This is a genomic window from Streptomyces sp. Edi4 (genome assembly GCF_040253615.1).
In the GTDB taxonomy this organism is placed as follows: Bacteria; Actinomycetota; Actinomycetes; order Streptomycetales; family Streptomycetaceae; genus Streptomyces.
Window position 1 is genome coordinate 2,423,677 of record NZ_JBEJGY010000004.1, and the last position, 25,618, is coordinate 2,449,294.

23 protein-coding genes and 1 pseudogene are annotated in these 25,618 nt (G+C 73.0%); 13 read left to right on the forward strand and 11 right to left on the reverse strand.

Annotated elements, in window-relative coordinates; all coding sequences use genetic code 11:
• Positions 1–32: 32 nt before the first annotated feature.
• Together ABR738_RS13040 and ABR738_RS13045 are read right to left on the reverse strand one after the other, a co-directional pair.
• On the reverse strand, positions 33–1,352 hold the full coding sequence (locus tag ABR738_RS13040) for a deoxyguanosinetriphosphate triphosphohydrolase (protein ID WP_350230141.1): 1,320 nt from the start codon (positions 1,350–1,352) through the stop codon (positions 33–35).
• Between the two features lie 68 nt (positions 1,353–1,420).
• A complete protein-coding gene (locus tag ABR738_RS13045; protein WP_350230142.1) occupies positions 1,421–2,392 on the reverse strand; it encodes a sirohydrochlorin chelatase in 972 nt (323 codons plus the stop codon).
• A 200-nt stretch (positions 2,393–2,592) separates the two neighbouring features.
• Here ABR738_RS13045 and ABR738_RS13050 point away from each other — a divergent pair, with 200 nt between their 5' ends.
• Together ABR738_RS13050 and ABR738_RS13055 are read left to right on the forward strand one after the other, a co-directional pair.
• Positions 2,593–3,264, forward strand: coding sequence for a SanA/YdcF family protein (locus ABR738_RS13050; protein ID WP_502964219.1), 672 nt, complete (start codon positions 2,593–2,595; stop codon positions 3,262–3,264).
• A 210-nt stretch (positions 3,265–3,474) separates the two neighbouring features.
• Entirely contained in the window at positions 3,475–5,589 is a 2,115-nt protein-coding gene (locus ABR738_RS13055) for a molybdopterin oxidoreductase family protein (protein WP_350230144.1), read from the forward strand.
• On the opposite strand, the gene ABR738_RS13060 is transcribed toward ABR738_RS13055, so the two are convergent.
• From ABR738_RS13060 to ABR738_RS13070, 3 genes and pseudogenes are all read right to left on the reverse strand, one after another.
• Positions 5,543–6,031 (reverse strand): gamma-glutamylcyclotransferase family protein, encoded by a 489-nt coding sequence (locus ABR738_RS13060; protein ID WP_350230145.1) that lies wholly within the window; start codon positions 6,029–6,031, stop codon positions 5,543–5,545. The two genes, ABR738_RS13055 and ABR738_RS13060, sit on opposite strands and share 47 nt — an antisense overlap.
• A 185-nt stretch (positions 6,032–6,216) precedes the next feature.
• Positions 6,217–6,537: pseudogene (gene cutA / locus ABR738_RS13065) on the reverse strand (divalent-cation tolerance protein CutA); the annotation flags it as partial.
• A gap of 135 nt (positions 6,538–6,672) precedes the next feature.
• Positions 6,673–7,329 (reverse strand): NADPH-dependent FMN reductase, encoded by a 657-nt coding sequence (locus ABR738_RS13070; RefSeq protein ID WP_350230146.1) that lies wholly within the window; start codon positions 7,327–7,329, stop codon positions 6,673–6,675.
• Positions 7,330–7,398: 69 nt separating this feature from the next.
• Between ABR738_RS13070 and ABR738_RS13075 the strand changes: the two genes are divergently transcribed.
• From ABR738_RS13075 to ABR738_RS13085, 3 genes are all read left to right on the forward strand, one after another.
• A complete protein-coding gene (locus ABR738_RS13075) occupies positions 7,399–8,187 on the forward strand; it encodes an aminotransferase class IV (protein WP_350230147.1) in 789 nt (262 codons plus the stop codon).
• Between the two features lie 179 nt (positions 8,188–8,366).
• Entirely contained in the window at positions 8,367–8,999 is a 633-nt protein-coding gene (locus ABR738_RS13080) for a GVDTG sorting domain-containing protein (protein ID WP_350230148.1), read from the forward strand.
• 6 nt (positions 9,000–9,005) lie between these two features.
• Entirely contained in the window at positions 9,006–9,743 is a 738-nt protein-coding gene (locus tag ABR738_RS13085) for a class F sortase (RefSeq protein ID WP_350230149.1), read from the forward strand.
• Positions 9,744–9,832: 89 nt separating this feature from the next.
• Here ABR738_RS13085 and ABR738_RS13090 read toward each other — a convergent pair whose 3' ends face one another.
• The 4 genes from ABR738_RS13090 to ABR738_RS13105 form a co-directional block, all read right to left on the reverse strand.
• Positions 9,833–10,612 carry a TSUP family transporter gene (locus tag ABR738_RS13090; RefSeq protein ID WP_350230150.1) on the reverse strand — a complete coding sequence of 260 codons (780 nt, stop codon included), beginning with the start codon at positions 10,610–10,612 and terminating at the stop codon, positions 9,833–9,835.
• A 67-nt stretch (positions 10,613–10,679) separates the two neighbouring features.
• Complete coding sequence (locus ABR738_RS13095) at positions 10,680–11,336, reverse strand: response regulator (protein WP_350230151.1); 657 nt, start codon at positions 11,334–11,336, stop codon at positions 10,680–10,682.
• A 23-nt stretch (positions 11,337–11,359) separates the two neighbouring features.
• Positions 11,360–12,658, reverse strand: coding sequence for a sensor histidine kinase (locus ABR738_RS13100; protein WP_350230152.1), 1,299 nt, complete (start codon positions 12,656–12,658; stop codon positions 11,360–11,362).
• A 22-nt stretch (positions 12,659–12,680) separates the two neighbouring features.
• Positions 12,681–13,241, reverse strand: a complete 561-nt coding sequence (locus ABR738_RS13105; protein WP_350230153.1) for a hypothetical protein — start codon at positions 13,239–13,241, stop codon at positions 12,681–12,683.
• Between the two features lie 294 nt (positions 13,242–13,535).
• Here ABR738_RS13105 and ABR738_RS13110 point away from each other — a divergent pair, with 294 nt between their 5' ends.
• From ABR738_RS13110 to ABR738_RS13125, 4 genes are read left to right on the forward strand one after another with little or no spacing between them, the layout of a single operon-like run.
• Positions 13,536–14,708, forward strand: coding sequence for an NAD(P)/FAD-dependent oxidoreductase (locus ABR738_RS13110; RefSeq protein WP_350230154.1), 1,173 nt, complete (start codon positions 13,536–13,538; stop codon positions 14,706–14,708).
• A gap of 46 nt (positions 14,709–14,754) precedes the next feature.
• On the forward strand, positions 14,755–17,223 hold the full coding sequence (gene nirB, locus ABR738_RS13115; protein ID WP_350234549.1) for a nitrite reductase large subunit NirB: 2,469 nt from the start codon (positions 14,755–14,757) through the stop codon (positions 17,221–17,223).
• Positions 17,220–17,567, forward strand: a complete 348-nt coding sequence (nirD, locus tag ABR738_RS13120) for a nitrite reductase small subunit NirD (protein ID WP_350230155.1) — start codon at positions 17,220–17,222, stop codon at positions 17,565–17,567. Before nirB ends, nirD begins: the two co-directional genes overlap by 4 nt.
• 55 nt (positions 17,568–17,622) lie before the next feature.
• A complete protein-coding gene (locus tag ABR738_RS13125; RefSeq protein ID WP_350230156.1) occupies positions 17,623–18,546 on the forward strand; it encodes an oxidoreductase in 924 nt (307 codons plus the stop codon).
• Between the two features lie 63 nt (positions 18,547–18,609).
• On the opposite strand, the gene ABR738_RS13130 is transcribed toward ABR738_RS13125, so the two are convergent.
• Complete coding sequence (locus ABR738_RS13130; protein WP_350230157.1) at positions 18,610–19,014, reverse strand: VOC family protein; 405 nt, start codon at positions 19,012–19,014, stop codon at positions 18,610–18,612.
• A gap of 207 nt (positions 19,015–19,221) precedes the next feature.
• Between ABR738_RS13130 and ABR738_RS13135 the strand changes: the two genes are divergently transcribed.
• From ABR738_RS13135 to ABR738_RS13150, 4 genes are all read left to right on the forward strand, one after another.
• The gene (locus ABR738_RS13135; RefSeq protein WP_350234550.1) at positions 19,222–21,078 is read left to right on the forward strand and encodes an APC family permease; all 1,857 of its coding nucleotides are present in this window, start codon (positions 19,222–19,224) and stop codon (positions 21,076–21,078) included.
• A gap of 125 nt (positions 21,079–21,203) precedes the next feature.
• On the forward strand, positions 21,204–22,457 hold the full coding sequence (locus ABR738_RS13140) for an ABC transporter substrate-binding protein (RefSeq protein ID WP_350230158.1): 1,254 nt from the start codon (positions 21,204–21,206) through the stop codon (positions 22,455–22,457).
• Between the two features lie 65 nt (positions 22,458–22,522).
• Complete coding sequence (locus ABR738_RS13145) at positions 22,523–23,461, forward strand: carbohydrate ABC transporter permease (protein WP_350230159.1); 939 nt, start codon at positions 22,523–22,525, stop codon at positions 23,459–23,461.
• Positions 23,458–24,324 (forward strand): carbohydrate ABC transporter permease, encoded by an 867-nt coding sequence (locus ABR738_RS13150; protein ID WP_350230160.1) that lies wholly within the window; start codon positions 23,458–23,460, stop codon positions 24,322–24,324. Before ABR738_RS13145 ends, ABR738_RS13150 begins: the two co-directional genes overlap by 4 nt.
• On the opposite strand, the gene ABR738_RS13155 is transcribed toward ABR738_RS13150, so the two are convergent.
• Positions 24,282–25,313, reverse strand: coding sequence for an ArsR/SmtB family transcription factor (locus tag ABR738_RS13155; RefSeq protein ID WP_350230161.1), 1,032 nt, complete (start codon positions 25,311–25,313; stop codon positions 24,282–24,284). The two genes, ABR738_RS13150 and ABR738_RS13155, sit on opposite strands and share 43 nt — an antisense overlap.
• Positions 25,314–25,618: the final 305 nt, after the last annotated feature.

Genomic DNA, 25,618 nt, shown 5'->3' on the forward strand with positions numbered 1-25,618 from the left:
CTTGCTCCGCCTGGACGCCGGGTCGGCCTGGATTACCGGTGGTGCACGGTGAGTCTGGAGTGAAGCGAGCGCGCCGCCGCGTCGGTGAGTGAGGCGACCTGATCGACGATCACACGCTTGCGGTCGCGGTCGTCGTCGGCTTCCTCATACAGCGCCCGGAACTGCGGATCGAGGCCGTCGGCGGGAGCACGGGCCGTCAGCGCCTCGGCCAGCTCGGTCAGCACCACGCGCTGGTCGGCGCGCAGCCGCTCCTGCTCGTCGCGCTGCATCACATAGCGGTCGGCGACCGCTTTCAGGACGGCGCATTCATTGCGGGCCGCGCGCGGCACGACCAGCTCCGCGCCGTAGCGGGTGAGGTGTCCGGTGCCGTACGCGGCGCGCGTGGCGCTCTCGGCGGCCAGGCAGAACCGGCCGATGAGCTGGCTCGTGGCGTCCTTCAGGCGGGCCTGGGAGACGGCGGAGCCGTCGTAGCCGTGCGGCCACCACTCTTGCTCCATGAGCCGGTCCAGGGCGTCGGCCAGCTCCTGGGGGGCGGTGTCCTGCGGCACGTACCGGCCGATCGCGACGCGCCACACTTCGGCGCGCTCGGTCGCCGAGAGCAGCGCGCGCGGGTCGATGTGCCCGGCGTGCAGGCCGTCCTCGAAGTCGTGCACCGAGTACGCCACATCGTCCGACCAGTCCATGACCTGGGCCTCGAAACACGTGCGGTAGGGCGTGGCGCCCTGCCTGACCCAGGAGAACACCGGCAGGTCGTCCTCGTACACCCCGAACTTCACCGACGCCGGGCCGCCGGGGTGGGCGCCGCGCGGCCAGGGGTACTTGGTGGCGGCGTCCAGCGCGGCGCGCGTGAGGTTGAGCCCGACGCTGACGGGCGCCCCGGTCACCGACGAGCGCACGAACCGCTTCGGTTCGAGCCGGGTCAGCAGGCGCAGCGACTGCGCGTTGCCCTCGAAACCGCCGATGTCCTCGGCGAATTCATTGAGCGCCTGCTCGCCGTTGTGCCCGAACGGCGGGTGTCCCATGTCGTGGGCGAGGCAGGCGGTTTCGACGAGGTCGGGGTCGCAGCCGAGGGCGGCGCCCAGCTCACGGCCGACCTGCGCGCACTCCAGGGAGTGCGTCAGGCGGGTGCGCGGGCTCGCGTCCCAGGCCTGGAGCGGGATCTGTCCCGGCCGGGTGGCGCCGAGCCCCCGGGGCAGCGAGCCGGGCGTGACGACCTGCGTCTTGCCGGACAGCCGGCGCAGCGCCCCCGAGTGCAACACGCGCGCGCGATCGCGCTGGAAAGCCGTGCGGCCCGGCCGCTTGTCGGGCTCGGCGGCCCAGCGCTCTGTGTCGGCCTCGGCGTAGAACTCCATGCACCGACAGTAAACGCAGACAGTGACAAGTGGGGCTCATGGGGGGCCTCGCGCTGCGTCCCCGCCGTTCACACCCGGGCGAGCGCCGGATCCGCCCGGGGATCGCGCAGGGCCGCGTGCGGGGCCAACTCCTGTGCGTAGCGGCGCAGTACGAGCTCGGCCATCGCCGGATGCGCCCCCAGGGGCGCCGCCGCCACCCACGGCGCCCGGGCCGCGCACTGCGCGGCGAAACGTCCCGGCGCGGTGAAGTACGAGGCGATCGCGACCCGGTGCCTGCCGCGCGCGGCCAGTGCGCGCAGCGCATCGGGCACGGTGGGCGAGGCGGCCGACGCGTAGGCGGGCACCACCGGCACACCGCCCAGGCGTGCGCTGAGCAGGCGGGCGGTGCGGCGCGTGTCGGCGGCCGACGCGGGATCGCGCGAGCCGGCGGCGGCCAGCACGACGGCCAGGGAGCGCGCGGTGTCGGTGGAGAGCGCGGCGTCGGGGGCGCGCTCGGCGTCGGTGGAGTGCACGGTGTCAGTGGCGCGCGCGGTGTCGGTGGAGCGCGCGGCCTCGGCGGCACACCCGGCGTCGGTGGCGCACCCGGCGTCGGTGGCGCGCGCGGTTTCAGTTGCGCGCGCGGTTTCAGTGGCGTGCGCGCCGGCGGCCTCGCCTGGCCATCCCGCCTCGATGAGCCGGGCGTGCAGGGCCTCGGCGAGCAGCGGATGCGGGCCGAGTGGCGCCGCGATCCGGGCCCGCAGATGGCCGCCCGCCGTGGCCAGAAGGCGCGGGATGTCGTGCTTGACGTGGTGGCCGCGCCCCAGCAGCAGCGGTACGAGGACGGCCTCGCCACGCAGCTGTGCCAGCGTCTCGGGCAGCGCGGGCCGGTCCATCTCGATGTTCCCGAGCCGCACATCGAGATCCGGGCGCAGCGCGCGCACCCGGTCCAGGAGCGCGTTGGCCGTCCGCAACGCCCCGGGGTCACGGCTGCCGTGCGCGACGGCCACGAGAGCGGGCCCACCGGAGTCCGTGTCGGTCCTGCGCCGGCCCTGATCTGTCATGCGCCGATGGTGCCCCGCACATGTTGCCGGCCCATTGCGCCCCGGTCACAGCCCCGGTCACGTCACAACCGCGCCGACAACCCCGCTCACCACCCCCGTTCGCGCCCAGGGGTCGCGCTGGCGCGGGCGAACCGGCGCGCCGCCCCACGCGTCCACCCTTTCGTACACCGATCCGCCCCCGGAGGGACCCCGTGCCGCGCATCCCACTGAAACGACCCCGTCTGCCGCGTACCCGCGCGGGGCGGCGGCGCCTGCTGTGGGGTGTGGTCGCCGGGTGCGTGCTCGCGCTCATGCCCGCCACCTGGCTCCGTACCAGCACCGTCGGCCGTGTCGGCACCGTGGCCGATGCGCCGGCGGCCGGGGTCGCGGTGGTGTTCGGGGCGGGCCTGTGGAAGGGCGAGCCCTCGCCGTACCTGGCCGGCCGGCTCGACGCGGCGGTCGAGCTGTACCGGGCGGGAAAGGTGCGGGCCATCCTGGTCACCGGCGACAACAGCCGCGCCGACTACGACGAACCCGACGCCATGCGCGGCTATCTCCTGCGCCACGGGGTGCCGGACACCCGCGTGGTCGCCGACTTCGCCGGCTTCGACACCTGGGATTCCTGCGTACGGGCCAAGAAGATCTTCGGCGTGGACCGGGCCCTCCTGGTCAGCCAGGGCTTCCACATCCGGCGCGCGGTGGCGCTGTGCGAGGCCGCGGGCGTGCGCTCCTACGGGGTGGGCGTCGACGCCGCGCACAACGTGACCTGGTACTACGGCGGCGCACGCGAGGTGTTCGCCGCGGGCAAGGCCCTGATGGATGTCGTGTTCAAGCCCGACCCCACCTTCCTCGGCCCCACCGAGCCCGCAGTGGCGCGGGCGCTGGCCGGCTGATGCACGGGCGGGCCCGCCCGGGGCGAGGCGGGAGCCCAGCCCAGCCGGGGCCCGGGACGGCGGGAGCCCGGGGCGGGGGCCCGGCCCTGCCGGGGCACGTTCCGATGGCGACGGCCTCACCGCGCGCCGGCCGCCGCGATGAGGCCGTCGCAGCGGGCGCGTAACCGGCGGGCGGCGCCGGGCGTAACACGCCTCGCGCAGCGTGGGGGCATGCCCACCGACGCCCCCGCGCCCCCGCCCGTCACCGCCACCCACTGCCCGTACTGCTCGCTCCAGTGCGGCATGGGGCTGCGGGCCGCGAGCGGCGCGCCCGGCGGCCTCGAAGTGGTCCTGCGCGACTTCCCCGTGAACCGGGGCGCCCTGTGCGGCAAGGGCAGCTCCGCTCCCGCCCTCCTCGACCGGAGGCTGCGCCTGACCGAACCACTGATCCGCAACGCCGCCACCGGACGGCTCGAACCTGCCACCTGGGACGCGGCGCTGGCCCTGGTGGCCGCGCGGCTCGGCGCGGTCGGCGAGGAGCACGGCCCGGACGCGGTCGGGGTGTTCGGGGGCGGCGGCCTGACCAACGAGAAGGCGTACGCGCTCGGGAAGTTCGCCCGCGTGGTGCTCAAGACCTCCGCCATCGACTACAACGGGCGGTTTTGCATGTCGTCGGCGGCGGCCGCCCACCAGCGGGCGTTCGGCGTGGACCGGGGGCTGCCGTTCCCGCTCCAGGACGTGGCGCGGACCGGCTGTGTGATCCTGGCGGGCTCGAACCTGGCCGAGACCATGCCGCCCGCCGTGCGTTATCTGCGGGAACTGCGGGAGAACGGCGGCAAGTTGATCGTGGTCGATCCCCGCAGGACCAGGACGGCCGAGCAGGCGGATCTCCATCTGGCACCGCGCCCGGGCACCGACCTCGCCCTCGCCCTTGGCCTGCTGCACCTGGTGGTGGCCCAGGGGCGCACCGACGAGGCGTTCATAGCCCGGCGGACCACGGGCTGGGAGGCGGCGCGGACGGCGGTGATGGCGCACTGGCCGGAGCTGGTGGAGAAGATCACCGGGGTGCCTGTGCCCCAACTGCGCGCGGCCGTCGACCTGTTCTGCGACGCGCCGGACGGCATGGTGCTGACCGCGCGCGGCGCCGAGCAGCACGCCAGCGGCACCGACACGGTGGGCGCCTGGATCAACTTCTGTCTCGCGACCGGACGGGCGGGCCGGCCCTTGTCCGGATACGGTTGCCTCACCGGCCAGGGCAACGGCCAGGGCGGCCGCGAACACGGCCAGAAAGCCGATCAGTTGCCCGGCTACCGCAAACTGACCGACCCCCGGGCACGCGCCCATGTGGCGGACGTGTGGGGAGTGCCCGCGGACTCGCTGCCCGGGCCAGGGCCCAGCGCGTACGAACTCCTCGACGCGCTCGGCGGCGAGGTGCGGGCACTGCTCGTGATGGGCTCGAACCCGGTGATCTCGGCGCCGCGCGCGGCCCACATCGAAGGCAGGCTGCGCGCGCTGGACTTCCTGGCCGTCGCGGACGTGGTGCTCTCGGAGACCGCCGAACTCGCGGACGTGGTGCTGCCGGTGACGCAGTGGGCGGAGGAGACCGGCACGATGACCAACCTGGAGGGCCGGGTGCTGCTGCGCCGGGCCGCCCTCGCCCCACCGGACGGCGTACGCGGCGACCTGTCCGTTCTCAACGCCCTTGCCGCGCTGTTGGGTTGCGAGAAGATGGCGAAGAAGTTCCCCGCCGACCCCGAGACGGTGTTCCAGGAGCTGCGCCGGGCGTCGGCGGGCGGCGCGGCCGACTACGCGGGCATCAGCTACCGCCGCATCGAGGCCGAGGACGGCGTGTTCTGGCCCTGCCCCGACGAGGACCACCCGGGCACACCCCGGCTCTTCCTCGAACGGTTCGCGACGGATGACGGGCGGGCCAGGTTCGTCGAGGTCACCCACAGGGGCCCCGAGGAGGAGACCGACGCCGAGTATCCGCTGGTGCTCACCACCGGACGCGTGCTCGCGCAGTACCAGTCGGGCGCGCAGACCCGGCGCGTCCCCGAACTCGACGCGGCGGCGCCCGGCGCCTTCGTGGAGCTGCACCCCCTGCTCGCCGGCCGGATCGGGGTGGCCGAGGGCGACGCGGTGACGGTGACCTCCCGGCGCGGGCACGCCACCGCCCCGGCCCGCGTCACCGCCGCGATCCGCTCCGACACCGTGTTCATGCCGTTCCACTGGCCGGGCGAGGGCCGGGCCAACAACCTCACCAACCCCGCGCTCGACCCGGTGTCCAGGATGCCCGAGTTCAAGGCGTGCGCGGTACGGGTGGAGCGGGCGGGACCGGCCGCCTGAGCCAGTCGCCGCCGGGGATCGCGGTGCCGCCCGCGCGCAGCTCTCGGGCGAGGCGGGGCGCCGCGAGATAGACCCAGGACCACACGGAGCGCCCCTCGACGGCGACCTCGCGCGCCACCCGGTCGTAGACGTTACGGGGGTCCCCGGCCCCGAAGTACTCCTCCAACTCATCCAGCGCGCCCAGGAGTTGTGGGTAGTCGGCGGGGGCGATCTCGACGAGAGTGCCGGTGACCGCAGGGACCCCGGGCCCGGCCGCGCCGCCTTCGAGCGCGGCATGCGCCAGGGCGTACGGGTAGCCGGGCCCGTCGTACAGGACAGCGCCGGCCAGCAGCGCCGGTCGCTCCGCAACCGTACGGCCACGCAGGAACCGCCGGTGGTAGCGCTCACCGGGGCGCAACGTGCCGTACACGAAGAAGGGGAGCGCGGGCTCGGCGCGGCTCATCGCACGGTCGGGTCGGTCGGGTCGGTCGGGTCGGTCGGGTCGGGGGCCCCGGTCGTCCCGGCCGACTCGGAGGTCCCGGCCGACTCGGAGGTCCCGGCCGGCGCCGTCGTCTCTGCCGACCCGGCCGACGCAACCTTCTCAGTCACCTCAGTCACCTCAGTCACCTCAGCCGCCTCCACCGCCTCCGCCGTCTCAGCCGTGATCCACGCCAGGTACGCCGGGCTGCCCGCGACCACCGGGGTCGCGATGATCTCGGGCGTCTCGTAGTCGTGGGCGGCCAGGAGGTGGCGTTCCAGGGACGGGTAGCGCGCGGTGGTGGTCTTGAAGAGCACCCGCCACTCCTGCGTCGTCTCGATGCCGCCCGCCCAGTGGTAGACGGAGGTGAGGGGCCCCGCGATCTGGGCGCAGGCCGCGAGGCGGGCCTCCACCGCGCCACGGGCCAGCGCCGCCGCCTTGTCCTGGCTGTCGGTGGTGGTGTGCACGGTCAGCGTCTGGGCCGATGTCACGGCGTCCTCCCTCGGTGGTGGTCCCGGGCCCGGCCGGGACGGCGAGCGCCACCCCGGCCCGGGCGTGGATCCCGATCCTGCCGGACGCGCCGGGCCGGGCGCCACGTCACCGGCGCCGTCTCGCCACCACCGCCCTCAGGCGGCGTAGGGGCGGACCTGCTTGGCGTCGCGCAGCGCGAGCGCCCACCAGGTCACCTGGTCGAGCATCTTCTTGACGGCCGCGTCCGCCTGCGAGGGCTCGCGGTGCTCGCCCTCCTCGTCGAACAGGCCGTGCACGTGCTGGAAGCTGACCCCGTCCCGCACGGTGACGGCGTGCAGCTCGGCGAAGACCTGCCGCAGCTGCTCGACGGCGCGCAGACCGCCGGAGACCCCGCCGTACGAGACGAAGCCGACAGGCTTGGCCTGCCACTGCGTGTAGTGCCAGTCGATGAGGTTCTTCAAGGGGGCGGGGAAGGAGTGGTTGTACTCGGGGGTGATCACGACGAAGGCGTCGGCGTCGGCCAACTTCGGCGAGGTGACGGCGAGTTGGGCGGCGACGGCGGGCGAGGGGTTGTGGGAGAGGGTGGTCGGCAGTTCGGTCTCGGCGAGGTCGAGCACGTCGATGGCCAGGCCCTGGTGTTCGCGGGCCCGGGCCAGGAACCACTCGGCGACGACCGGCGCGAAGCGGCCCTCGCGGTTGGAGGCGATGACGACGGCGAGCCGAAGAGGAGCCTGCTCGGCGCCGGTGGTGGCCCCGGTGGCGGTGTCGGTGTCGGTGTCCGTAGCGGTGGTGATGTCCGTGGTGATGTCCATGGCGAGAAGGATTCAACCTCAAGCCCAGTTGAGGTCAAGCCCGGGCGTCGGCGAACTATGTTGAGGCGCATGACACTTCCGTACGTCGAGATCGACGGCCGTCCCGCGAACGCCGAGAACCTCCTCGTTCCCGCGCTGACCGGCGGCTACGGGCACTACACCGCCATGCAGGTGCGCGACGCGTGCGTGCGTGGTCTCGCCCACCATCTGACCCGTCTCGACCGTGCCAACCGCGAGCTGTTCGGCCCGGCTCTCGACGGCGGCCGGGTCCGCGCGCTGGTGGCCGGGGCCCTGGACGCGGCGGGCACGCGGGACGCGGCCGTACGGGTCTACGTGTACGGGCCCGAGGACGCGCCCACCGTGATGGTCGTCGTGAACGAGCCCGTCGACATGCCCTCCGGCGCCCAGTCGCTGCTGTCCGTGCCCTACGAGCGGCCGGTCGCCCACCTCAAGCACCTCGGCGGGTTCGCGCAGGCCTACTACGGCCGCCTCGCCCGGCGCCAGGGCTTCACCGACGCCCTTCTGACCGGCCCCGGTGGCGTGATCGCGGAGGGCGCGGTCACCAACATCGCCTTCTGGGACGGGACTTCGGTGGTCTGGCCCGACCGTCCCGCGCTGCCCGGCGTCACCCGGGCCGTACTCGAACCCCGTCTGGCGGACCACGGCCTGAAGTCGACCCGCCGTGAGGTGACCCTGGCGGGCCTTGCCACGTACGGCGCGGCCTTCGTCACGAACGCGCGCGGCATCGCCCCGGTGGGGCGCGTCGACGAGCGGGAGTTCGCGGTGGACGCGGAGCTGATGAAGGTGGTGTGGCGAACGTTCGAGGAAACCCCCTGGGACCCGATCCACCCGGGGTGAACCACACCGCACGGCGGCGGGGGCGAGGGCGGGGCGCTGCGGGGCAGGGCCCGGCGGGGCGGTCACCCGTAACTCGTACGGCCCCGGGTCTCACCCTTTTGTCCCCCGCCGGCGGGCGCCGGGGCCGGGGTGGCTCTTAGGTCGTAGGCAGTAGCTTCTGCCTCGCCCACGGAGGACCCATGCGTGCTGCCCGACTCCTGACGAGCGCCCTGCTGGCGGGCGCCGCCGTGCTGGGCCCGGCGGGTGCGCTCGCGTACGCCGACGCCGAGCCCGGCGGACCGCCGGATCCCGGGGCGACGAGCGCGTCCCCGGGTGCGACGGTGGCCGGGCGCTCCACCGCCTGCGGATCGGCGCGCTGCGCGAACGCCAGGAACGCCAAGAACGCCGAAAACACCAAAAACACCGAGACCGCCGAGACGCGCCCCGGGGTCGACGCCAGCGGCGATCAGCCGGGCCGCGACACGCCGTGGGACCCCAAGGACCAGGGGGCCCGCGACAAACCGTGGGACGTCAAGGACCGCACGGGACGCGACAAGCCGTGGGACGTCAAGGACCGCACGGGACGCGACAAACCCTGGGACGTCAAGGACTCCCCCGGTCACGACAGGCCCTGGGACGTCAAGGATCAGCCGGGGCGCGTCAAACCGTGGGAGGGCGACGAGCCACGGGGTCATGTCAGAACCGGGGTCGGCGGCAGCGTCCGCCCCGACACCACCGAGATCGCGGTGGGCGCGGCGGTACTGGCCGCGGCCGCCGTGGGCGGCACCTGGCTGCTGCGTCGCCGGGCGAGCGGCGCGCAGGGCCGGGGCTGACCGCCCTTGTCGACCGGGGGCGCCCGGCGCGACGCGGGCTGGCTGGTGGTGATCGCCGCGTTCGCCGGGATCTGGTTGATCGAGCGAGGACTGGAGACCGTGGAGCCGCCCCGGCCCGCCAGGGCCGAGGCGTTCGCGGCAGGACCGGCGGGAGCTGGGAGCAGGGGAGCGTCCCGCGACGGGATCGCGGCTGATCCCAGGAGCGGGTCCGCCGTGCGGTCCGGGACCGAACTCCCGCCCCCCGACGGCCTCCCGCCCGCCGAACCCGTACGGGTCAAGATCCCGGCGATCGGCGTGGACGCGCCCGTGACGCGGCTCGGCCTCGGCGCCGGCCACACCCTGGACGTGCCGCCGCCGGGCAGCACGAACATGGCGGGCTGGTACAAGGACGGCACGCCGCCGGGCACCCGGGGCACGTCCGTGATGGCGGGCCACGTCGACGACGCGCGCGGTCCCGCCGTCTTCTACGCGCTGGGCGCGCTGAAGAAGGGCAGCCGGGTCGAGGTGACCCGCGCCGACGGACTGACGGCGGTGTTCGACGTCGACGCGGTCGAGGTGTACGAGAACGAGGCGTTCCCGGACGCCAAGGTGTACGGCGCCGCGCCCCGCCCGGAGCTGCGCCTGATCACCTGCGGCGGCGGCTTCTCCCCGGGGACCGGCTACCGGGGCAACGTGGTCGCCTTCGCCCACCTGACCGGCGTGCTCCGCCCACCCGCCCACACGGGTCCGGAACGCGCCCTCTGAACGAACGGGCCCGGCGCCGGGCGGGGTTGGCGCAGACCCTCCCGGCGCCGGGCAGGGTTGGCGCAGGCCCGCCGCGCCCCGCGCCGCCCTCACGCGTTCCACTGGTCGAAGGCCAGCTTCGCGATCAGGGAGAAGACGACCACCAGCAGCACACCCCGGACGAACTCGCTGCCCCTGCTCAGTGCCATCCGCGCGCCGATCATGCCGCCCGCCAGATTGAACACCGCCATGATCGCGGCCAGTTGCCACAGCACGTTGCCCTGGTAGGCGAACATCGCGAGCGCGCCCGCGTTGGTGCAGACGTTCACGATCTTGGCGGTGGCGCTCGCCGTCACCAGGTCGAGGTGGAGCACGGCCGTGAGGGCGAGGACCAGGAACGTACCGGTCCCGGGGCCGAAGAGCCCGTCGTAGAGGCCGATGCCGCCGCCGACGAGCACGACCGCCGTCACGGCGCGGGCCCGGGTGACGGGCCGCCCGCCGGCCGCCGTCCCGAACGCGGGCTTGAACATCACGAACGCCGCCACCCCCAGCAGCACGACCAGAATCACCGGCCGCAACACCGCGCTGCTGATACCGGCCGCGAAGAACGCCCCGGTCATGGAGCCCACGAGCGCCGCGAGCCCGATCCGCACCGCGGACTTCACCTGAACGGGCGCCTTGCGCACATACGTCACGGCCGCACCGGAGGTGCCCACGATGGCAACGGCCTTGTTGGTGCCCAGGATGTGCGCCGCCGGAACGTGCGGCAGGCCCAGCAGCAGCGCGGGCAGCATGAGCAGTCCGCCCCCGCCGACCACCGCGTCGATCCAGCCGGCCGCGCCGGCGGCGAGACAGAGCACGATGAGCATGGTCAGCGATATGTCGGGCACAGCGCGACTTTAAGGAGCGCAGCCCGCGTGCGTCCATTACTTTCGGAATGCTTGAGCCGGATCTGAGCTACGGCGACACGGATCGGTCCAGATACCGCAGCACCGCCAGCACCCGACGGTGTCCCGACTCCGACGGCGGCAGATCCAGTTTGGTGAAGATGTTCGCGATGTGTTTCTCCACTGCCCGCTCCGACACCCCGAACGACGTCGCGATGGCATGGTTGGTGCGTCCCTCCGCCATCAGCCCGAGCACATCCCGCTCGCGCGGCGTCAGCGCGTCCAGCGCCGCCGCCCGCCGGCTCGCGCCGAACAGCTGGGCCACCACCTCCGGGTCCAGCGCGGTGCCACCCGCCGCCACCCGCTCCAGGGCGTTGACGAACTCCCCGATGTCCACGACCCGTTCCTTCAGCAGATAGCCCACACCGGCCCCTCCGTCGCCGATGAGCTGCGCCGCGTACTTGGTCTCCACATACTGCGAGAAGATCAGCACGCCGGTGCCGGGCGCCGTGCGGCGGATCTCCACGGCCGCCCTGAGTCCTTCGTCGGTCTGCGTCGGCGGCAGCCGGATGTCCACCACCGCCGCGTCCGGGCGGTGTTCGGCGACCGCGGCGAGCAGCGCCGACGCGTCCGCCACGGCGGCCGCCACCTCCACCCCGCGCAACTCCAGGAGCTGGACGAGTCCGTCGCGCAGGATCGAGGAGTCCTCGGCGATGACAACGCGCATGAATCGACCCGTTCCGTTCTCACTCATTTGAAGGGCAGCAACACGCTCACCACCGTAGGCCCTCCCGGTGGACTGTTGCAGGTCAGCGATCCATCCACGGTCCGCACCCGGGCCCGCAGCCCCGCCAGGCCACTGCCCGCGCCGACCACCGCTCCCCCACGTCCGTCGTCCTCGACGGTGAGCAGCAGCATCCGCGCCGCGCCGACCACGGTGACCTCCACCGCCGAAGCCCCGCTGTGCTTGGCCGCGTTGGCCAGCAGCTCGGCCGCGCAGAAGTAGGCGATGGACTCGACCGCGGGGCTTGGCCGGCCCTCGATCCCGCACCTCACCCGCACCGGCAGGGCGCTGTCCGCCGCGAGGGTGGCAAGCGCCGTGTCCAAGCCCTGGTCGAGCACCGGCGGGTGGATGCCCTTCACCAGGTGCCGCAGATCGGCGACCGCCTGCTTGGCATTGCCCTGGGCGGTCTCCACGACCCGCAGGATCCGGTCCTGATCGGCGCCGGCCGTCACCAGTTCACGGATCATCGTGAGGTGCATGCCGAGACCCACCAGGCGGGCCTGGGTGCCGTCGTGAAGATCGCGTTCGATGCGGCGCAGCGTCGCCGCCGCGTCGTCCACGGCCTGCGCCCGGGTCTCCTCCAGGGTCTGGATGCGCTGGTCCGTCCGGTCGGGCCCGAGCAGCGCGGTGAGCAGCATCCGGTGCGGGGCCAGCGCGTGACGGTCCAGCCACGGCGCCGCCCACAGGAGCAGCAGGCCGAGGGCGAACGGGGCCAGCCGCTGCGGCCAGCTGTCCAACTCCACTCCTCCCACCTCCACTCCCACCCGCCGCATGGAACCGTCGCCTTCCGAGATCGTGAAGTAGTCCCAGCGCTTGAGCAGCGGATACAGACTCAGGAGCGCTCCTTGCACGAAGCCGACACACACCGCGAGCAGCGGCAGCAGCGCCGTCAGCGGCGCGACCAGGGCGCAGCTCACCGCCCGCCATCCGTGCCGTCCCCCCAGCACCGAGCGCCGCCAGTCGAACGCCCCCGACGTCTCCGCGCGGGGCGGGGGATCGATCTCGGTGCCCAACAGGGCGCGCGTCAGGCGTCGTTGAACGTCTCCGAGGGCCAGCGCCCCCCGGACGCCTATGGCGACAAGCCAGAGCCCCGGCGTCGTCCACGACAGGACCGCGCCGGCCAGCAGGACACCGACGACAGCGAACCAGCCGGCCACGGTGAGCGGCAGCGCGATCAGCGAGTACAGGGCGGCCCGCGCGATCGTGCCCAGCCGCTCCCGCCGGTAGGGGAACTCCAGGAACCGCGCCAGGTGGGGACGGTGCATGAGCACAACCTAAGCCGCTCGGTCAGAGCTGGCGGATCACCGGTATGGACAGGAGCGCGCAGAGCGCCGCCACGGCGAGCGCGATCAGGTTGAGCGGCAGGCTGATCAGCGCGTGGGCCGGCGCGAGAGGCCCGGTGCGCTCCGGGGCGGCGACCTCCATGCCAAGCAGCCTGCGGGCCGGCCCGCGCTGTATCCGGCCGGCCGGCCCGCCGACGAGGGCCAGCGGGACGCACAGGATCGCGAACGGCAGGGCGAGCGGGAGGTAGGCGGGCCGCACCCATGTCCGGGCCCGGAACGGCTCCCGGAGTATCCCCTTCCAGCCCGGGCCCCGGCCTCCTGCGCGCCGGTCGTGCTGGGCCGGCTGGGCTTGGTGGGCCGACTGGGCTTGGTGCACCGACTGGGCTTGGCGGGCGTGCTGAGGGCGCCGATCGGAGCCCGGTGTGTCCGGGACAGCCGCCCCGGCGCCCGGCGGCGCGGCGCGGGGCGCGCCGGTGGCCGTGGCGGCGCGCGGTGTCAGATGGGCGGGGCTGTGCGTGCCCGGCCGGGTCGGTGGGGGTGCGGCATGCCGCTGGTCGAGGTCCATGCGTCAAGGCTCCCGCCCCGAGCCCGCCCTTTCGATCGTGCCAGCACGGATCTTGCGGGTTCGGTTTACCCCACCCCGGCCACCACCGACCCCAGCCACCATCCACCCCCAGCCACCGTCACCCCCGCCGCCCCGCCGCCCCCCGCCACCGGGCGATGTCCGCCCCGTCAATCCCCCCCCGCCGCCTCACCCCCCGTCCCCTCACACCCCTCCCCCCGCCCCGCTGAGCTCAAGGTTCCCCGCCGGTAATCGGCGGGATGCGGCCGGGAAACAGCCACCGCGCACGCTGGGCACATGAGTACGGACATCGTGGTGATCGGCGGCGGCACAGCGGGTGCCCGCCTGGCCCGGCATGTCCCGGTGACCGTCATCGGGGAGGAGACCCACGCGCCGTACAACCGGGTGCTCCTCGCCGAGGTGCTGGCCGGACGGTACGGGCCCGAGGTGACGGCCCTGCCCCCGGTGCCGGTGCGGCGGGGCGTGCGGGCGGTGCGGATCGACCGCGCGGCCCGGGTGGTGCACTGCGACGACGGCCGCGCCGTCCCCTACGGCCGGCTCGTGCTCGCGACCGGCTCCAACCCGGTCCTGCCCCCGCTCAGGGGCCTTCGCGAGGGCCGCCTCCCCGATGGCGTACACCCCTTCCGCACCCTCGACGACGCGCTCGCGCTGCGCGAACGGGCCCGCGCCGGCGCCCGCGCGGTCGTCATCGGCGGCGGCCTGCTGGGGGTGATGGCGGCGCGGGCGCTCGCCGAACGCGGGACGCAGGTCGTCCTGGCCCAGCAGGGTGAGCGCCTGATGGAGCGTCAACTCGACGCCCAGGCATCGTCGTTGGTGCGGGCACACCTCGAAGTCCTCGGCGTCGAGGTGCACACCGAGTGCCGGGTGCGCGGGCTCACCGGGCCGGCCGGCACCGACGTCGAGCTCGCCGACGGCTTCGTGCTCGGCGCCGAACTCGTCGTCCTCGCCACCGGCGTGCGCCCGAGGACCGGGCTCGCGCGGGACGCCGGGCTCGACGTCCGCCAGGGCGTCGTCGTCGACGACGAACTGCGTACGTCCGACCCCTTCATCCACGCCGTCGGCGACTGCGCCGAGCACCGGGGCACGGTGTACGGGCGGGCGGGCGCGGCGCTCGAACAGGCCGACGCGCTGGGCGCGTTGCTCGCCACCGGACGCGGCTCCTACCCCGGCACCCGGGGCCTGACCCGGCTCACCCTCGGCGGTCCGCGCCCCCTCGACCTGGCCGCGTTCGGGGAACCCACGCCCCGCCCCGGCGACGACGTGGCCCATCTCGCGGACGCCACCCGGGGCGCCTACCGCAAGGTCGTCGTGCGCGGCGACCGCCTGGTGGGGGGCGTACTCCTCGGCGACCTCGGCGCGGTCGGGACGCTCGCGCGCGCCTGGGCGGGCGACGAGCCGCTGCCCGACGCGTCCCTGCTCCATCTGCTCACCCACGACGGAGGTTCCTGACGTGCCCACCGAACACCTTCCCACCCTCGTGGTCATCGGCCACGGCATGGTCGGCCAGCGCTTCCTCGAGGCACTGGCCGAGCGCGGCGCGACCGCGCGGACCCGGGTGGTCGTGCTGTGCGAGGAGCCCCGCCCGGCCTACGACCGCGTCCACCTCACCTCCTACTTCGAGGGCCGCACGCCCGACGAACTCAGCCTGGTGCCCGAAGGATTCCTCAGCGAACACGGCATCGAGCTGTACGTGGACGACCCGGCCGCCTCCATCGACCGGGCGGCGCGCACCGTCACCGCCCGCTCGGGCCGCACCTTCGTCTACGACACGCTCGTCCTGGCGACCGGCTCCTACCCGTTCGTGCCGCCCGTGCCCGGCAAGGACATCCCCGGCTGCTTCGTCTACCGCACGATCGAGGACCTGCTCGCCATCGAGGCGTACGCGAAGACCGCGACGACCGGCGCGGTGGTGGGCGGCGGGCTGCTCGGTCTCGAGGCGGCCGGCGCGCTGCGCGGACTGGGCCTGGACACCCACATCGTGGAGTTCGCGCCCCGGCTGATGCCGGTCCAGGTCGACGAGGGCGGCGGCGCCGCGCTGCTGCGCACCATCGAGAACATGGGCCTCACCGTGCACACCGGTGTGGGGACCCAGGAGATCACCGCCGACGATGAGGGACGCGTCAGCGGGATGACACTTTCTGACAGCTCTCATCTGTCAACCGATCTCGTGGTCTTCTCCGCCGGCGTCCGCCCCCGCGACCAGCTGGCCCGCGCCTGCGGCCTCACGGTCGGCGAGCGCGGCGGCGTCGTCGTCGACGAGCAGTGCCGCACCAGCGACCCGGCCGTCTTCGCGATCGGCGAGTGCGCGCTGGCCGCCGACGGCCGGGTGTACGGCCTGGTCGCGCCCGGCTACGACATGGCGCAGACCGCCGCCGACACCATCGCCGCCACCGCCCGCCGCGCCTTCACCGGCGCCGACCTGTCGACCAAACTGAAGCTGCTCGGCGTCGACGTGGCGTCGTTCGGCGACGCGCACGGCGCCGCGCCGGGCTGCCTCGACGTCGTCTACTCCGATTCCCGCTCCGGCGTCTACAAGAAGCTCGTCATGTCGGCCGATGGCGCCCTGCTCGGCGGCGTCCTGGTCGGCGACGCCGACGCGTACGGCATGCTGCGCCCGCTGACCGGGCACGTGCCGCCCGTCGCCCCCGAGCAGCTGGTCCTGCCCGCCGGGCTCGGCGCGCCGGCCGCGCTCGGACCCGAGTCGCTGCCCGACGACGCGGTCATCTGCTCCTGCCACAACGTCACCAAGGGAGCGATCACCGCCTGCTCCTCGCTGCCCGAGGTCAAGAAGTGCACCAAGGCCGGTACGGGCTGCGGCAGTTGCGTCAAGACCATCGGGCAGCTGCTGCCGAAGTCCGGCGATGACGGGCTCTGCGCCTGCTTCGCCCAGAGCCGCCAGGAGCTGTACGAGATCGCGCTCGCGCTGCGTCTGACGACCTTCACCGAACTGCTCGACGGGCACGGGCGCGCCGGGGCGCGCGGCGGCGAGGGATGCGAGATCTGCAAGCCGACCATCGCCTCGATCCTGGCCGCCCTCGGTAACGGGCACATCCTGGACGGCGAACAGGCCGCGCTCCAGGACACCAACGACCACTTCCTGGCCAACTTGCAGCGCAACGGCTCCTATTCGGTCGTGCCGCGCATCCCCGGCGGCGAGATCACCCCGGACAAGCTCATCGTGATCGGCGAGGTGGCCCGGGACTTCGGCCTGTACACCAAGATCACGGGCGGACAGCGCATCGACCTGTTCGGCGCGCGCGTCGACCAACTGCCCGTCATCTGGGCCAGGTTGGTGGACGCCGGTTTCGAGTCCGGGCACGCGTACGGGAAGTCACTGCGTACGGTCAAGTCGTGTGTCGGCCAGACCTGGTGCCGCTACGGCGTGCAGGACTCGGTGCGGATGGCGATCGACCTGGAGCTGCGCTACCGGGGGCTGCGCTCGCCGCACAAGCTGAAGTCCGCGGTCTCGGGCTGCGCCCGCGAGTGCGCCGAGGCCCAGTCCAAGGACTTCGGTGTGATCGCCACGGCCAACGGCTGGAACCTGTACGTCGGCGGCAACGGCGGCGCGAGCCCACGCCACGCCGACCTGTTGGCCCAGGACCTGACAGATGACGAACTTGTCCGTCTGATCGACAGATTCCTGATGTTCTACATCCGCACCGCCGACCGCCTGGAGCGCACCTCGGTGTGGCTGGAGCGCATCGAGGGCGGCCTCGCCCACGTCAGGGACGTGGTGGTGAACGACTCGCTCGGCATCTGCGCCGAGCTGGAGTCCCTGATGGCCGCGCATGTGGCCGGCTACCGCGACGAGTGGGCGGGGACCCTGGACGACCCCGAACGGCTCGCCCGCTTCGTCTCGTTCGTGAACGCGCCCGGCGCGCCCGACCCCTCGGTCCGCTTCGTCGCCGAACGCGACCAGATCAAACCCGAACTGCCCCTCCTCACCCTGGGAGCCACCCGATGACCATGGTCCATCTCAAGCTGGAAGAAGGCTGGTTCGCGGTGTGCGAGGCCGCCCGGCTCACCCCCGGGCGCGGGGTGGCCGCGCTGCTGCCCGACGGCCGCCAGGCCGCCGTCTTCACCGACCGGCACGGCCGCACCTACGCCATCGACAACCGCGATCCGTTCACCGGCGCCTATGTCCTGTCGCGCGGGCTGCTCGGCTCCACACCGCAGGGCCGCCCCTATGTCGCGTCCCCGCTCCTCAAACACCGCTTCGACCTGGAGACCGGCGCCTGCCTCGACGACGAGGCGCACGCCGTGCGGACATATGCGACCGAGCGTTCCGGCGCGGCCGCCTCCGCCTGACCGGCGGGGTCTCATCCGCCCCGCCCACCCGCATACCGAACGGTACGGTGGCGGTATGACTGGTGGCTGGAACGTTCAGGACATCCCCGATCAGAGCGGCCGCACGGCCGTGGTCACCGGGGCGAACAGCGGCATAGGCCTCGTCACGGCGCGCGAGCTCGCCCGTCGCGGCGCGCGGGTGGTGCTCGCCTGCCGCAGCCAGGAGCGGGGGCGGGCGGCCGAGGAGCACATCCGCCGCGAAGTCCCCGGCGCGCGGGCGGAGTTTCGCCGGCTCGACCTCGCCGACCTCGCCTCGGTGCGGGAGTTCGCGGCCGCGCTGCCCGGCTCCCGGCTCGATCTGCTCATCAACAACGCGGGCGTGATGGCGCTCCCCCACGGCCGCACCGCCGACGGCTTCGAGACGCAGTTCGGGGTCAACCACCTCGGTCACTTCGCGCTCACCGGGCTGCTCCTGCCCCGGCTGCGGGCGGCCGAAGCGGCCCGCGTGGTGAGCGTGTCGAGCGGCCTGCACGTGCTGTCCAACATCGACATCCGCGACCTCAACAGTGAGCGGCGCTACCGGCGTTGGATCGCCTACGGGCGCTCCAAGTCCGCCAACCTGCTCTTCGTCCACGAACTCGCGCGGCGGCTCGGCGCGGCGAACTCCCCCGTGGTCGCGGCGGCCGCGCACCCCGGTTACGCCGACACCGACCTCCAGACGCGGGCCGTGCGCATGGAGGGCCGCGGGGCCGCCGAGCGGATCGTCAAGCTCGGCAACCGCCTGGTGGCCCAGCCCGCCGAGACCGGCGCGCTGCCCACCCTGTACGCGGCGACCGCGCCCGGGGTGCGGCCCGACTCGTTCACCGGGCCGTCCCTGATGGGGTTGCGCGGCGCGCCCGGCGCGTCCTGGCGGGCGGCCTGGACCCGCGACGACGTCGCCGGTGAGCTGCTGTGGGCGGCGTCCCAGCGGCTCACCGGCGTCACCTACGAGGCTCTGTGACGTACGGGCCGGGCGGCCCGGACCGTGCGCCGCTCCGGCGGCGCGGGGCGGCCCGGGCGGCTCTCAGGCGTTGACCGCGGCCGGGTCCATGTACATGACCTCCCAGTGGTGGCCGTCGGGGTCAAGGAAGGAGCGGCCGTACATCGGGCCCTGCTCCATGGTGTCGTTGGCGGGCGAGCCGCCGCCGGCCAGGGCGGTGTCGACGAGGCGGTCCACCTCCTGGCGGCTGTCCGCGCTCAGGCAGACGATCGACTCGACCGTCGTCGCGGTGTCGGCGATCTCCCGCTGGGTGAAGTTCTTGAAGAACGGCTCGGTCAGGAGCATGGCGTAGATGGTGTCGCTGATGACCAGGCAGCCCGCGTTCTCGTCGGTGAACTGGGGGTTGAAGGAGTAGCCCAGCTTGCCGAAGAACTCCTTCGAGCGCTCCAGGTCCTTCACCGGCAGATTGACGAAGATCATGGTGGGCATGGTGTGCTCCCTCGTGGGTGGTGTCGGCTGTACGAGGGGTAGACGGCGAGCCGCGCGGAAACTCATCGCCCCGCCGGGTTTGTTTTTCCATCCGCCGCAAAGAGCCGCCGCCAAGAGCGCGTATGGATGCGTGTTCCGCGCGACAGGGCGACGCCAAGGGCGCCCGGCGGGTGCCCACCCGGCCCGCACGCTGGGTCCATGCTCACCATGTCGAAGGCCGTCGCCCAGGGCGCGGCCCCCGGACAGCGCCCCCGTGCGGGCGACCGGCACCGGCTCACCGCCACGCAGGGGCTCGCCGCGCTCGCCCTGGACGCGCTGGCGTCGGTGGCGTACGGGCCCGAGGCCATCGTCCTGGTCCTGGCCGCCGCCGGCGGACACGGGCTCGGTTTCACGCTGCCCGTGACGCTCGCCATCGCCGCGCTGCTCGCGGTGCTCGTCGCCTCCTACCGGCAGGTCATCGCGGCCTTCCCGGACGGCGGGGGCTCCTACGCGGTGGCCCGCAGGCACCTGGGGGCCCGCGCGAGCCTGGTCGCGGCGGCCTGCCTGATCCTGGACTACGTCCTGAACGCGGCGGTCTCCGTCACGGCCGGGGTCGCCGCCCTGACGTCGGCGTTCCCTTGCCTGTACGGCGACCGGCTCGTGCTGTGCCTGGCCGCCCTGGCGCTGGTCACCGCCGTCAATCTGCGGGGCGTGGTGGAGTCGGCGAAACTGTTCGTCGTGCCGAGCGCCGTCTTCGTCGCCGCGATCGGGGCGATCGTGGTGGTGGGCCTGTTCCGGGCGGCGCCCGCGTCCACGTACACCGCCGACGGCCACACCTCCGTCCTCGCGGGCGACGCGACCGGGGTCGGCGCGCTGCTGCTGCTCAAAGCCTTCGCGTCGGGCTGTTCCGCGCTGACGGGCGTGGAGGCCGTCGCCAACGCGGTGCCCTCCTTCCGCGCCCCCGCCACCCGGCGCGCCCAGCGCACCGAGGTGGCGCTCGGCGCACTGCTCGGGGCCATGCTGATCGGTCTTGCGGTGCTGATCGGCCGCTTCCACCTCCAGCCGGCCGAAGGCGTCACCGTCCTGGCCCAGCTCGCGGACGCCTCCCTCGGCCACACCTGGGCGTTCTACGTCGTGCAGTTCGCCACCGTCGTGCTGCTCGCGCTGGCCGCCAACACCTCCTTCGGCGGGCTGCCCCTGCTGATGTCGCTGCTGGCCCGGGACCACTATCTGCCGCACGTGTTCGCCCTCAAGGCCGACCGGCAGGTGCACCGGCACGGTGTGCTGGCGCTGGCCGCCGTCTCCGCGGTTCTCCTGGTGTTCTCCGGCGGCGACACCAACACGCTGGTCCCGCTCTTCGCCATCGGTGTCTTCGTCGGCTTCACGATCTGCCAGAGCGGCATGGTGGTCCACTGGTGCCGCGAGGGCGTACCCGGCCGGTCCCGCAAGGTCCTGCTCAACGGTTTCGGCGCGGCCCTGACCGGTGTCGCGGCGGTCGTGGTCACCGCCACCAAGTTCACCGACGGCGCCTGGCTGATCGTCGTCGCGCTGCCGCTGCTGGTGCTCGTCCTGGAGGCGGTCCACCGCGCGTACGGGCGGATCGCCGAACGCCTGGATCTGGGCCGCGTGCCCGAACCTCCGTGCCGGGACCGGTCGTTGGTGATCGTGCCGGTGTCGCACCTGTCCCGGCTGACCCGCGAGGCCCTGAACGCGGCGGTGTCGCTGGGCGATGAGGTGCGGGCGGTGACCGTCAGCCACCTCGACGAGGAGGACCGGCCCCAGGCGGAGGCGCTGCGCCGGGACTGGGAGCGGTGGAGCCCGGGCGTCGAGCTGGTCGAGCTGGCCTGCGAACACCGCGGCCTTGGCCGTCCGGTCGCCGCCTATGTGCGCCGCGTCCACACCTACCATCCGCGCACCCGTGTCACCGTCCTCATCCCGGAGGTGGAGCCCGCGCACATCTGGCAGCGGGTGCTCCAGAACCAGCGCGGCGCGGTCCTGGCGCACGCGGTGCGCAGGGACACCGACGCGGTGATCTGCCGGCTGCGCCTGCGGCTCGGAACGCCGCCCGCGCGCCGTGAGGCCTGAGCGCCGGGCGACGCGGCGGCGGCCCGGCGCGGGCCGACACATCCTGGCAATACCCCTGTCGTAATCCCCCTGCATGGTTGATCGTTGAGCCGTACAGCCACATGACGAACAGGGGGGCGCCCGCCATGACGATCAGCCGCCGGACACTGCTCGGCACCGGGGCCGCACTCGGCCTGCTCACCGCCTGCGGCTCCAACACAGGCCGCGACCAGGGCAGTTCGCCGGGCGGGGGTGTCACGCTCAGCCAGTGGTACCACCAGTACGGCGAGCCCGGCACCGAGGCCGCCGTGCGCCGCTACGCGGCCGCCTACGGCAAGGCGAAGGTCACCGTGCAGTGGCGCCCCGGCAATTACGACCAGCAGACCGCCGCCGCCCTGCTCACCGACTCCGGTCCGGACGTCTTCGAGGTCAACGGGCCGACCCTGGACCAGATCAGGGGCGGCCAGGTCACCGATCTGAGCGCGCTGCTCGATGGCGTGCGCGACGACTTCAACCCGGCCGTGCTCGCGCCCAAGACGTACGACGGCAGAGTCTGGGGCATCCCCCAGGTGATCGACACACAGTTCCTCTACTACCGCAAGAGCCTGCTGGCCGCCGCAGGCGTCCAGCCGCCGGCCACCCTCGACCAACTCGTGGACGCCGCCAAGGCGTTGACGCGGAACAAGGTCAAGGGTCTTTTCCTCGGCAACGACGGCGGGGCGGGCGTGCTTGGCGGTACGCCGCTGTACTCGGCGGGCCTCAGCCTGGTCACCGACGACGGCCGGCCCGGCTTCGACGACCCGGCGGCGGCCCGTACGCTCGGCAAGCTGCGCCAGCTGTACGCCGACAAGTCGCTGCTGCTCGGCGCGCCGTCCGACTGGTCGGACCCGGCCGCCTTCACCCAGGGGCTCACCGCGATGCAGTGGTCGGGCCTGTGGGCGCTGCCGGCCGTGCGCCAGGCGCTCGGGGACGACTTCGGGGTGCTGCCGTTCCCCAAGGACGGCCCGGCCGGCAAACCGTCGGTGCCGGTGGGCGCGTACGCCGCCGCGGTGTCGGCCCGCTCGAAGCACCAGGCCGAGGCGAAGGCGTATGTGAAGTGGCTGTGGGTCGAACGCGCCGACCATCAGGAGGACTTCGCGCTGAGCTACGGTTTCCACATTCCCGCGCGGCTCTCGCTCGCCAAGAAGGCGGCCAAGCTGCGCGAGGGGGCCGCCGCCGACGTCGTCACATTCGTGACCGATCACGGCTACGCGCAGCCGCTGCTGTGGACGCCGACGCTCCAGAGCGCCTACCAGGACGCGCTGAACCGGATCATCAAGGACGGGGCGAGCCCTGACAGTGAGCTGAAATCTGTCATCCGTCAAACCAATGACGAACTTCAGCGGATGAAGAAGCACTGACAGCGATGCGACGCCTCTCGACACCACGCCCTGCGTTGCCACGCCCTGCGATGCGGCGCCCCTCGATGCGACACTCTGCGACGCGCCCCTCCCCCGCGCGCCGCCGCTCCGGCGACACCCTCTGGTTCTGGATCTTCGTCGGCCCCTTCGCCGCCGGTCTGGCCCTGTTCACCTACGTCCCGCTCCTGTGGAGCGTCTACCTCAGCTTCTTCGACGCCCACAACACCGTCTCGCCGACCGACTTCGTGGGCCTGGACAACTACGCCGCGATGCTGCGCGACGACGCGTTCACCTCCAGCCTCGCCACCTTCGCGGTGTTCTCGCTCTTCATCGTGCCGGCGACCTACGCCCTCGCGCTGGGGCTCGCGCTGATGGTGAACCGGATCCGCCGCTTCCAGGCGTTCTTCCGCTCGGTCTTCTTCCTGCCCGCCGCCTGTTCGTATGTGGTGGCCGCCCTGATCTGGAAGATGTCGATCTTCAGCGGGGTACGGTTCGGCCTGGCGAACACGGTGCTCGGCTGGTTCGGCGCCGATCAGACCGCCTGGCTCTCCACGACGCATCCGCCCTGGTACTGGCTGGTCATCGTGACGGTACGGCTGTGGCTCCAGGCCGGGTTCTACATGATCCTCTTCCTCGCGGGGCTCCAGCGCGTCAGCCCGCGCCTGTACGAGGCGGCCGCCGTGGACGGCGCGCGGCCGGGCTGGCAGGTGTTCAGGCACATCACCTTCCCGCAGCTGCGCACCACCTCCGTCGCGGTGGTCCTGCTCCTGGTGATCAACGCCTTCCAGGCCTTCGACGAGTTCTACAACCTGCTCTCCGACGCGCGCGGCTATCCGCCCTATGCCCGCCCGCCGCTGGTCTACCTCTACTACACGGCGCTCGGCCAGGGCCAGAACCTGGGGATGGGCAGCGCGGGCGCGGTGATCCTCGCCCTGATCATCGCGGTCGTGACGGTGTTCCAGGCGCGGTGGTTCGGCCTGGGCAGGAAGGAGACGGACGCGTGAGGACTCCGGTCAAGGGGGGCGGGCGCCCCGAGGACGCCCTGGTGCGGGCGGGGCGCGCGCTGCGCGCGGTGGTCCTGGTGGCGCTCGCGCTGCTCTTTTTGCTCCCCTTCTATCTGCTGGTGCGCAACGGTCTGGCGGCCGAGCAGGACATCACCTCGCCCGGGTGGACGTTCTTCCCCTCCACGCTGCACTGGTCGAACGTGCGGGAGCTCTTCGACGATCCGGCGGTGCCGATGGCGCGCTCGCTGCTCAACTCGGCGCTGATCGCGGTGGCGACGTCGCTCGGCACGCTGCTGCTGGCCTCCCTGGCGGGGTACGGGCTCGCGCGCATCCCGTACCGGTTCGCGGGCCAGGTCTTCTACGCGGTGATCGGCACGCTGATGGTTCCGGCGGCGGTCACGTTCGTACCAAGTTTCGTTCTTGTTTCGTCGCTCGGATGGGTGTCGAGCTTGCGCGGTCTGATCGTCCCCACCCTGTTCTCGGGGTTCGCGTGCTTCGTCTTCCGCCAGTTCTTCACGGGATTTCCACGTGAGTTGGAGGACGCGGCGCGCGTGGACGGTCTTGGCTATTGGCGGACGTACTGGCGGATCGTCGTGCCCAATGCGCGTCCGGTGTTCGCGGCCGTCGGCACCATTGTGTTCATCGGTGCCTGGAATTCCTTTCTGTGGCCGCTGGTCATCGGGCAGGACCGGCAGGCGTGGACGGTGCAGGTGGCCCTGTCGACCTTCACGACCGCCCAAGTGGTCCATCTGCACGAGCTGTTCGTGGCGGCGGCCGTCTCCATCGTCCCGCTGGTCGTGGTCTTCCTGCTGCTCCAGCGCTACATCGTGGCGGGCGTGGAGCGTTCGGGGATCGACGACTGAAGCCGGCGCGGCGCGGGCGGCGCGCCGCCGAACAGGAGCGCGGAGCCGAGGGGGGTGAGCGTGTGCAGGACGGAGTTGCCGTGCCGCAGCGTGACCAGGAGGCCGGCGTCGCGCAGGACGCCGGCGTGCTGGCTCGCCGAGGCGAGCGAGACGCTGGCCCGGCGGGCGAGTTCACTGGTGGTGCAGCCGTTGCCGATGGCGTGCAGCACGCTGGAGCGGGTGTGGCCGACGAGCCGGCCGAGCGAGGTGCCGCGGTCGGGGGCGGGCGGGGATTCGTAGGGCGCCTGGGTGTGGGTGACCGGGTAGACGAGCACGGGCGGCAGCTTGGGGTTGTGGAGCGCGACGGGGGTGCGGCGGCAGAAGTAGGACGGCTGGAGCAGCAGCCCGCGTCCGTTCAGGTGGAGGTCGCGCTCCACGGGGTAGTCCGCCTCCAGGACGGGGGCGCGCCAGCGCAGCATCGGCGGCAGCGAGGCGAGGAGTTCGCCCGCGCCGCCGTTCAGCAGGGCGCGGCCCCGGGCGGCGCGGTCGGCGTCCACCCGGGTCTGTATGTGGGCCCAGTACGGGGAGACGGCCGAACGGTGGTAGTCCGCCAACGCCTCGGTGAGGCGGGCGAGTTGGCCGGGGCCGCCGTCGGCGAGGCGGGCCGCCCAGCCGGTGGTGGGGCGGCCGCCGGGCAGCCGGGAGAGTTCCGCGTTCAGGCGCTCAGGGCCGGTCTCCCGAATGCGTTCGAGGCCGGCGTCGAGGGAATGGGGGCCCTGGGGCGGGGTGAGGAAGTCGGGGAAATATCCCCGGCAGGGCACGACTGCGGAGAGCAATCGTGTTTTCCCGCTGAGCCGCCCACGAGTTTCCTGTCGCCATTCCCCGAATACGGAAGCACCCCGCCGGTCCCTTAAGCGGTGAAAGCTGAGAATCGTTTCCCACAGCGTGTCAGGACCCGGCGCCATACGGAGCCGGGCCAGATCCTCGCCGGTGAAATGAATGCGCAGCACCGAAATCCCACCTGTCCAGTGTGTTGCAACCTGTTGCGTTGTGTTGCATCCGCAATTGATCCCCCGATCGACTCGACTGAGTATGCCTCCCGTCACTGCCCGTGACCACGGGCCTTTCAGCCACAGTTGAAAGGCCTCGCGCAAGGGGCACCGGGGACGAAAAGCTGTACCTCGTCGGGCACGACACCGAGCCGACCGGAAAGATTCTGCGAAGACCGTGGGGGGCTTCGCGGGCTCTGGCGGCGGTGGGCGTAGGTGGCGGCTCCGTGCTCGGCGTGGTTGACAGAGTGCGGTTCACGGGTGGG

Bases quoted from the DNA above. Each gene is read 5' to 3' on its own strand.
- ABR738_RS13040 (WP_350230141.1), bottom strand. From the start codon at position 1,352: ATGGAGTTCTACGCCGAGGCCGACACAGAGCGCTGGGCCGCCGAGCCC.
- ABR738_RS13045 (WP_350230142.1), bottom strand. From the start codon at position 2,392: ATGACAGATCAGGGCCGGCGCAGGACCGACACGGACTCCGGTGGGCCC.
- ABR738_RS13055 (WP_350230144.1), top strand. From the start codon at position 3,475: ATGCCCACCGACGCCCCCGCGCCCCCGCCCGTCACCGCCACCCACTGC.
- ABR738_RS13060 (WP_350230145.1), bottom strand. From the start codon at position 6,031: ATGAGCCGCGCCGAGCCCGCGCTCCCCTTCTTCGTGTACGGCACGTTG.
- ABR738_RS13070 (WP_350230146.1), bottom strand. From the start codon at position 7,329: ATGGACATCACCACGGACATCACCACCGCTACGGACACCGACACCGAC.
- ABR738_RS13075 (WP_350230147.1), top strand. From the start codon at position 7,399: ATGACACTTCCGTACGTCGAGATCGACGGCCGTCCCGCGAACGCCGAG.
- ABR738_RS13080 (WP_350230148.1), top strand. From the start codon at position 8,367: ATGCGTGCTGCCCGACTCCTGACGAGCGCCCTGCTGGCGGGCGCCGCC.
- ABR738_RS13095 (WP_350230151.1), bottom strand. From the start codon at position 11,336: ATGCGCGTTGTCATCGCCGAGGACTCCTCGATCCTGCGCGACGGACTC.
- ABR738_RS13100 (WP_350230152.1), bottom strand. From the start codon at position 12,658: ATGCACCGTCCCCACCTGGCGCGGTTCCTGGAGTTCCCCTACCGGCGG.
- ABR738_RS13105 (WP_350230153.1), bottom strand. From the start codon at position 13,241: ATGGACCTCGACCAGCGGCATGCCGCACCCCCACCGACCCGGCCGGGC.
- ABR738_RS13110 (WP_350230154.1), top strand. From the start codon at position 13,536: ATGAGTACGGACATCGTGGTGATCGGCGGCGGCACAGCGGGTGCCCGC.
- nirB (WP_350234549.1), top strand. From the start codon at position 14,755: ATGGTCGGCCAGCGCTTCCTCGAGGCACTGGCCGAGCGCGGCGCGACC.
- nirD (WP_350230155.1), top strand. From the start codon at position 17,220: ATGACCATGGTCCATCTCAAGCTGGAAGAAGGCTGGTTCGCGGTGTGC.
- ABR738_RS13125 (WP_350230156.1), top strand. From the start codon at position 17,623: ATGACTGGTGGCTGGAACGTTCAGGACATCCCCGATCAGAGCGGCCGC.
- ABR738_RS13130 (WP_350230157.1), bottom strand. From the start codon at position 19,014: ATGCCCACCATGATCTTCGTCAATCTGCCGGTGAAGGACCTGGAGCGC.
- ABR738_RS13135 (WP_350234550.1), top strand. From the start codon at position 19,222: ATGTCGAAGGCCGTCGCCCAGGGCGCGGCCCCCGGACAGCGCCCCCGT.
- ABR738_RS13140 (WP_350230158.1), top strand. From the start codon at position 21,204: ATGACGATCAGCCGCCGGACACTGCTCGGCACCGGGGCCGCACTCGGC.
- ABR738_RS13145 (WP_350230159.1), top strand. From the start codon at position 22,523: ATGCGACACTCTGCGACGCGCCCCTCCCCCGCGCGCCGCCGCTCCGGC.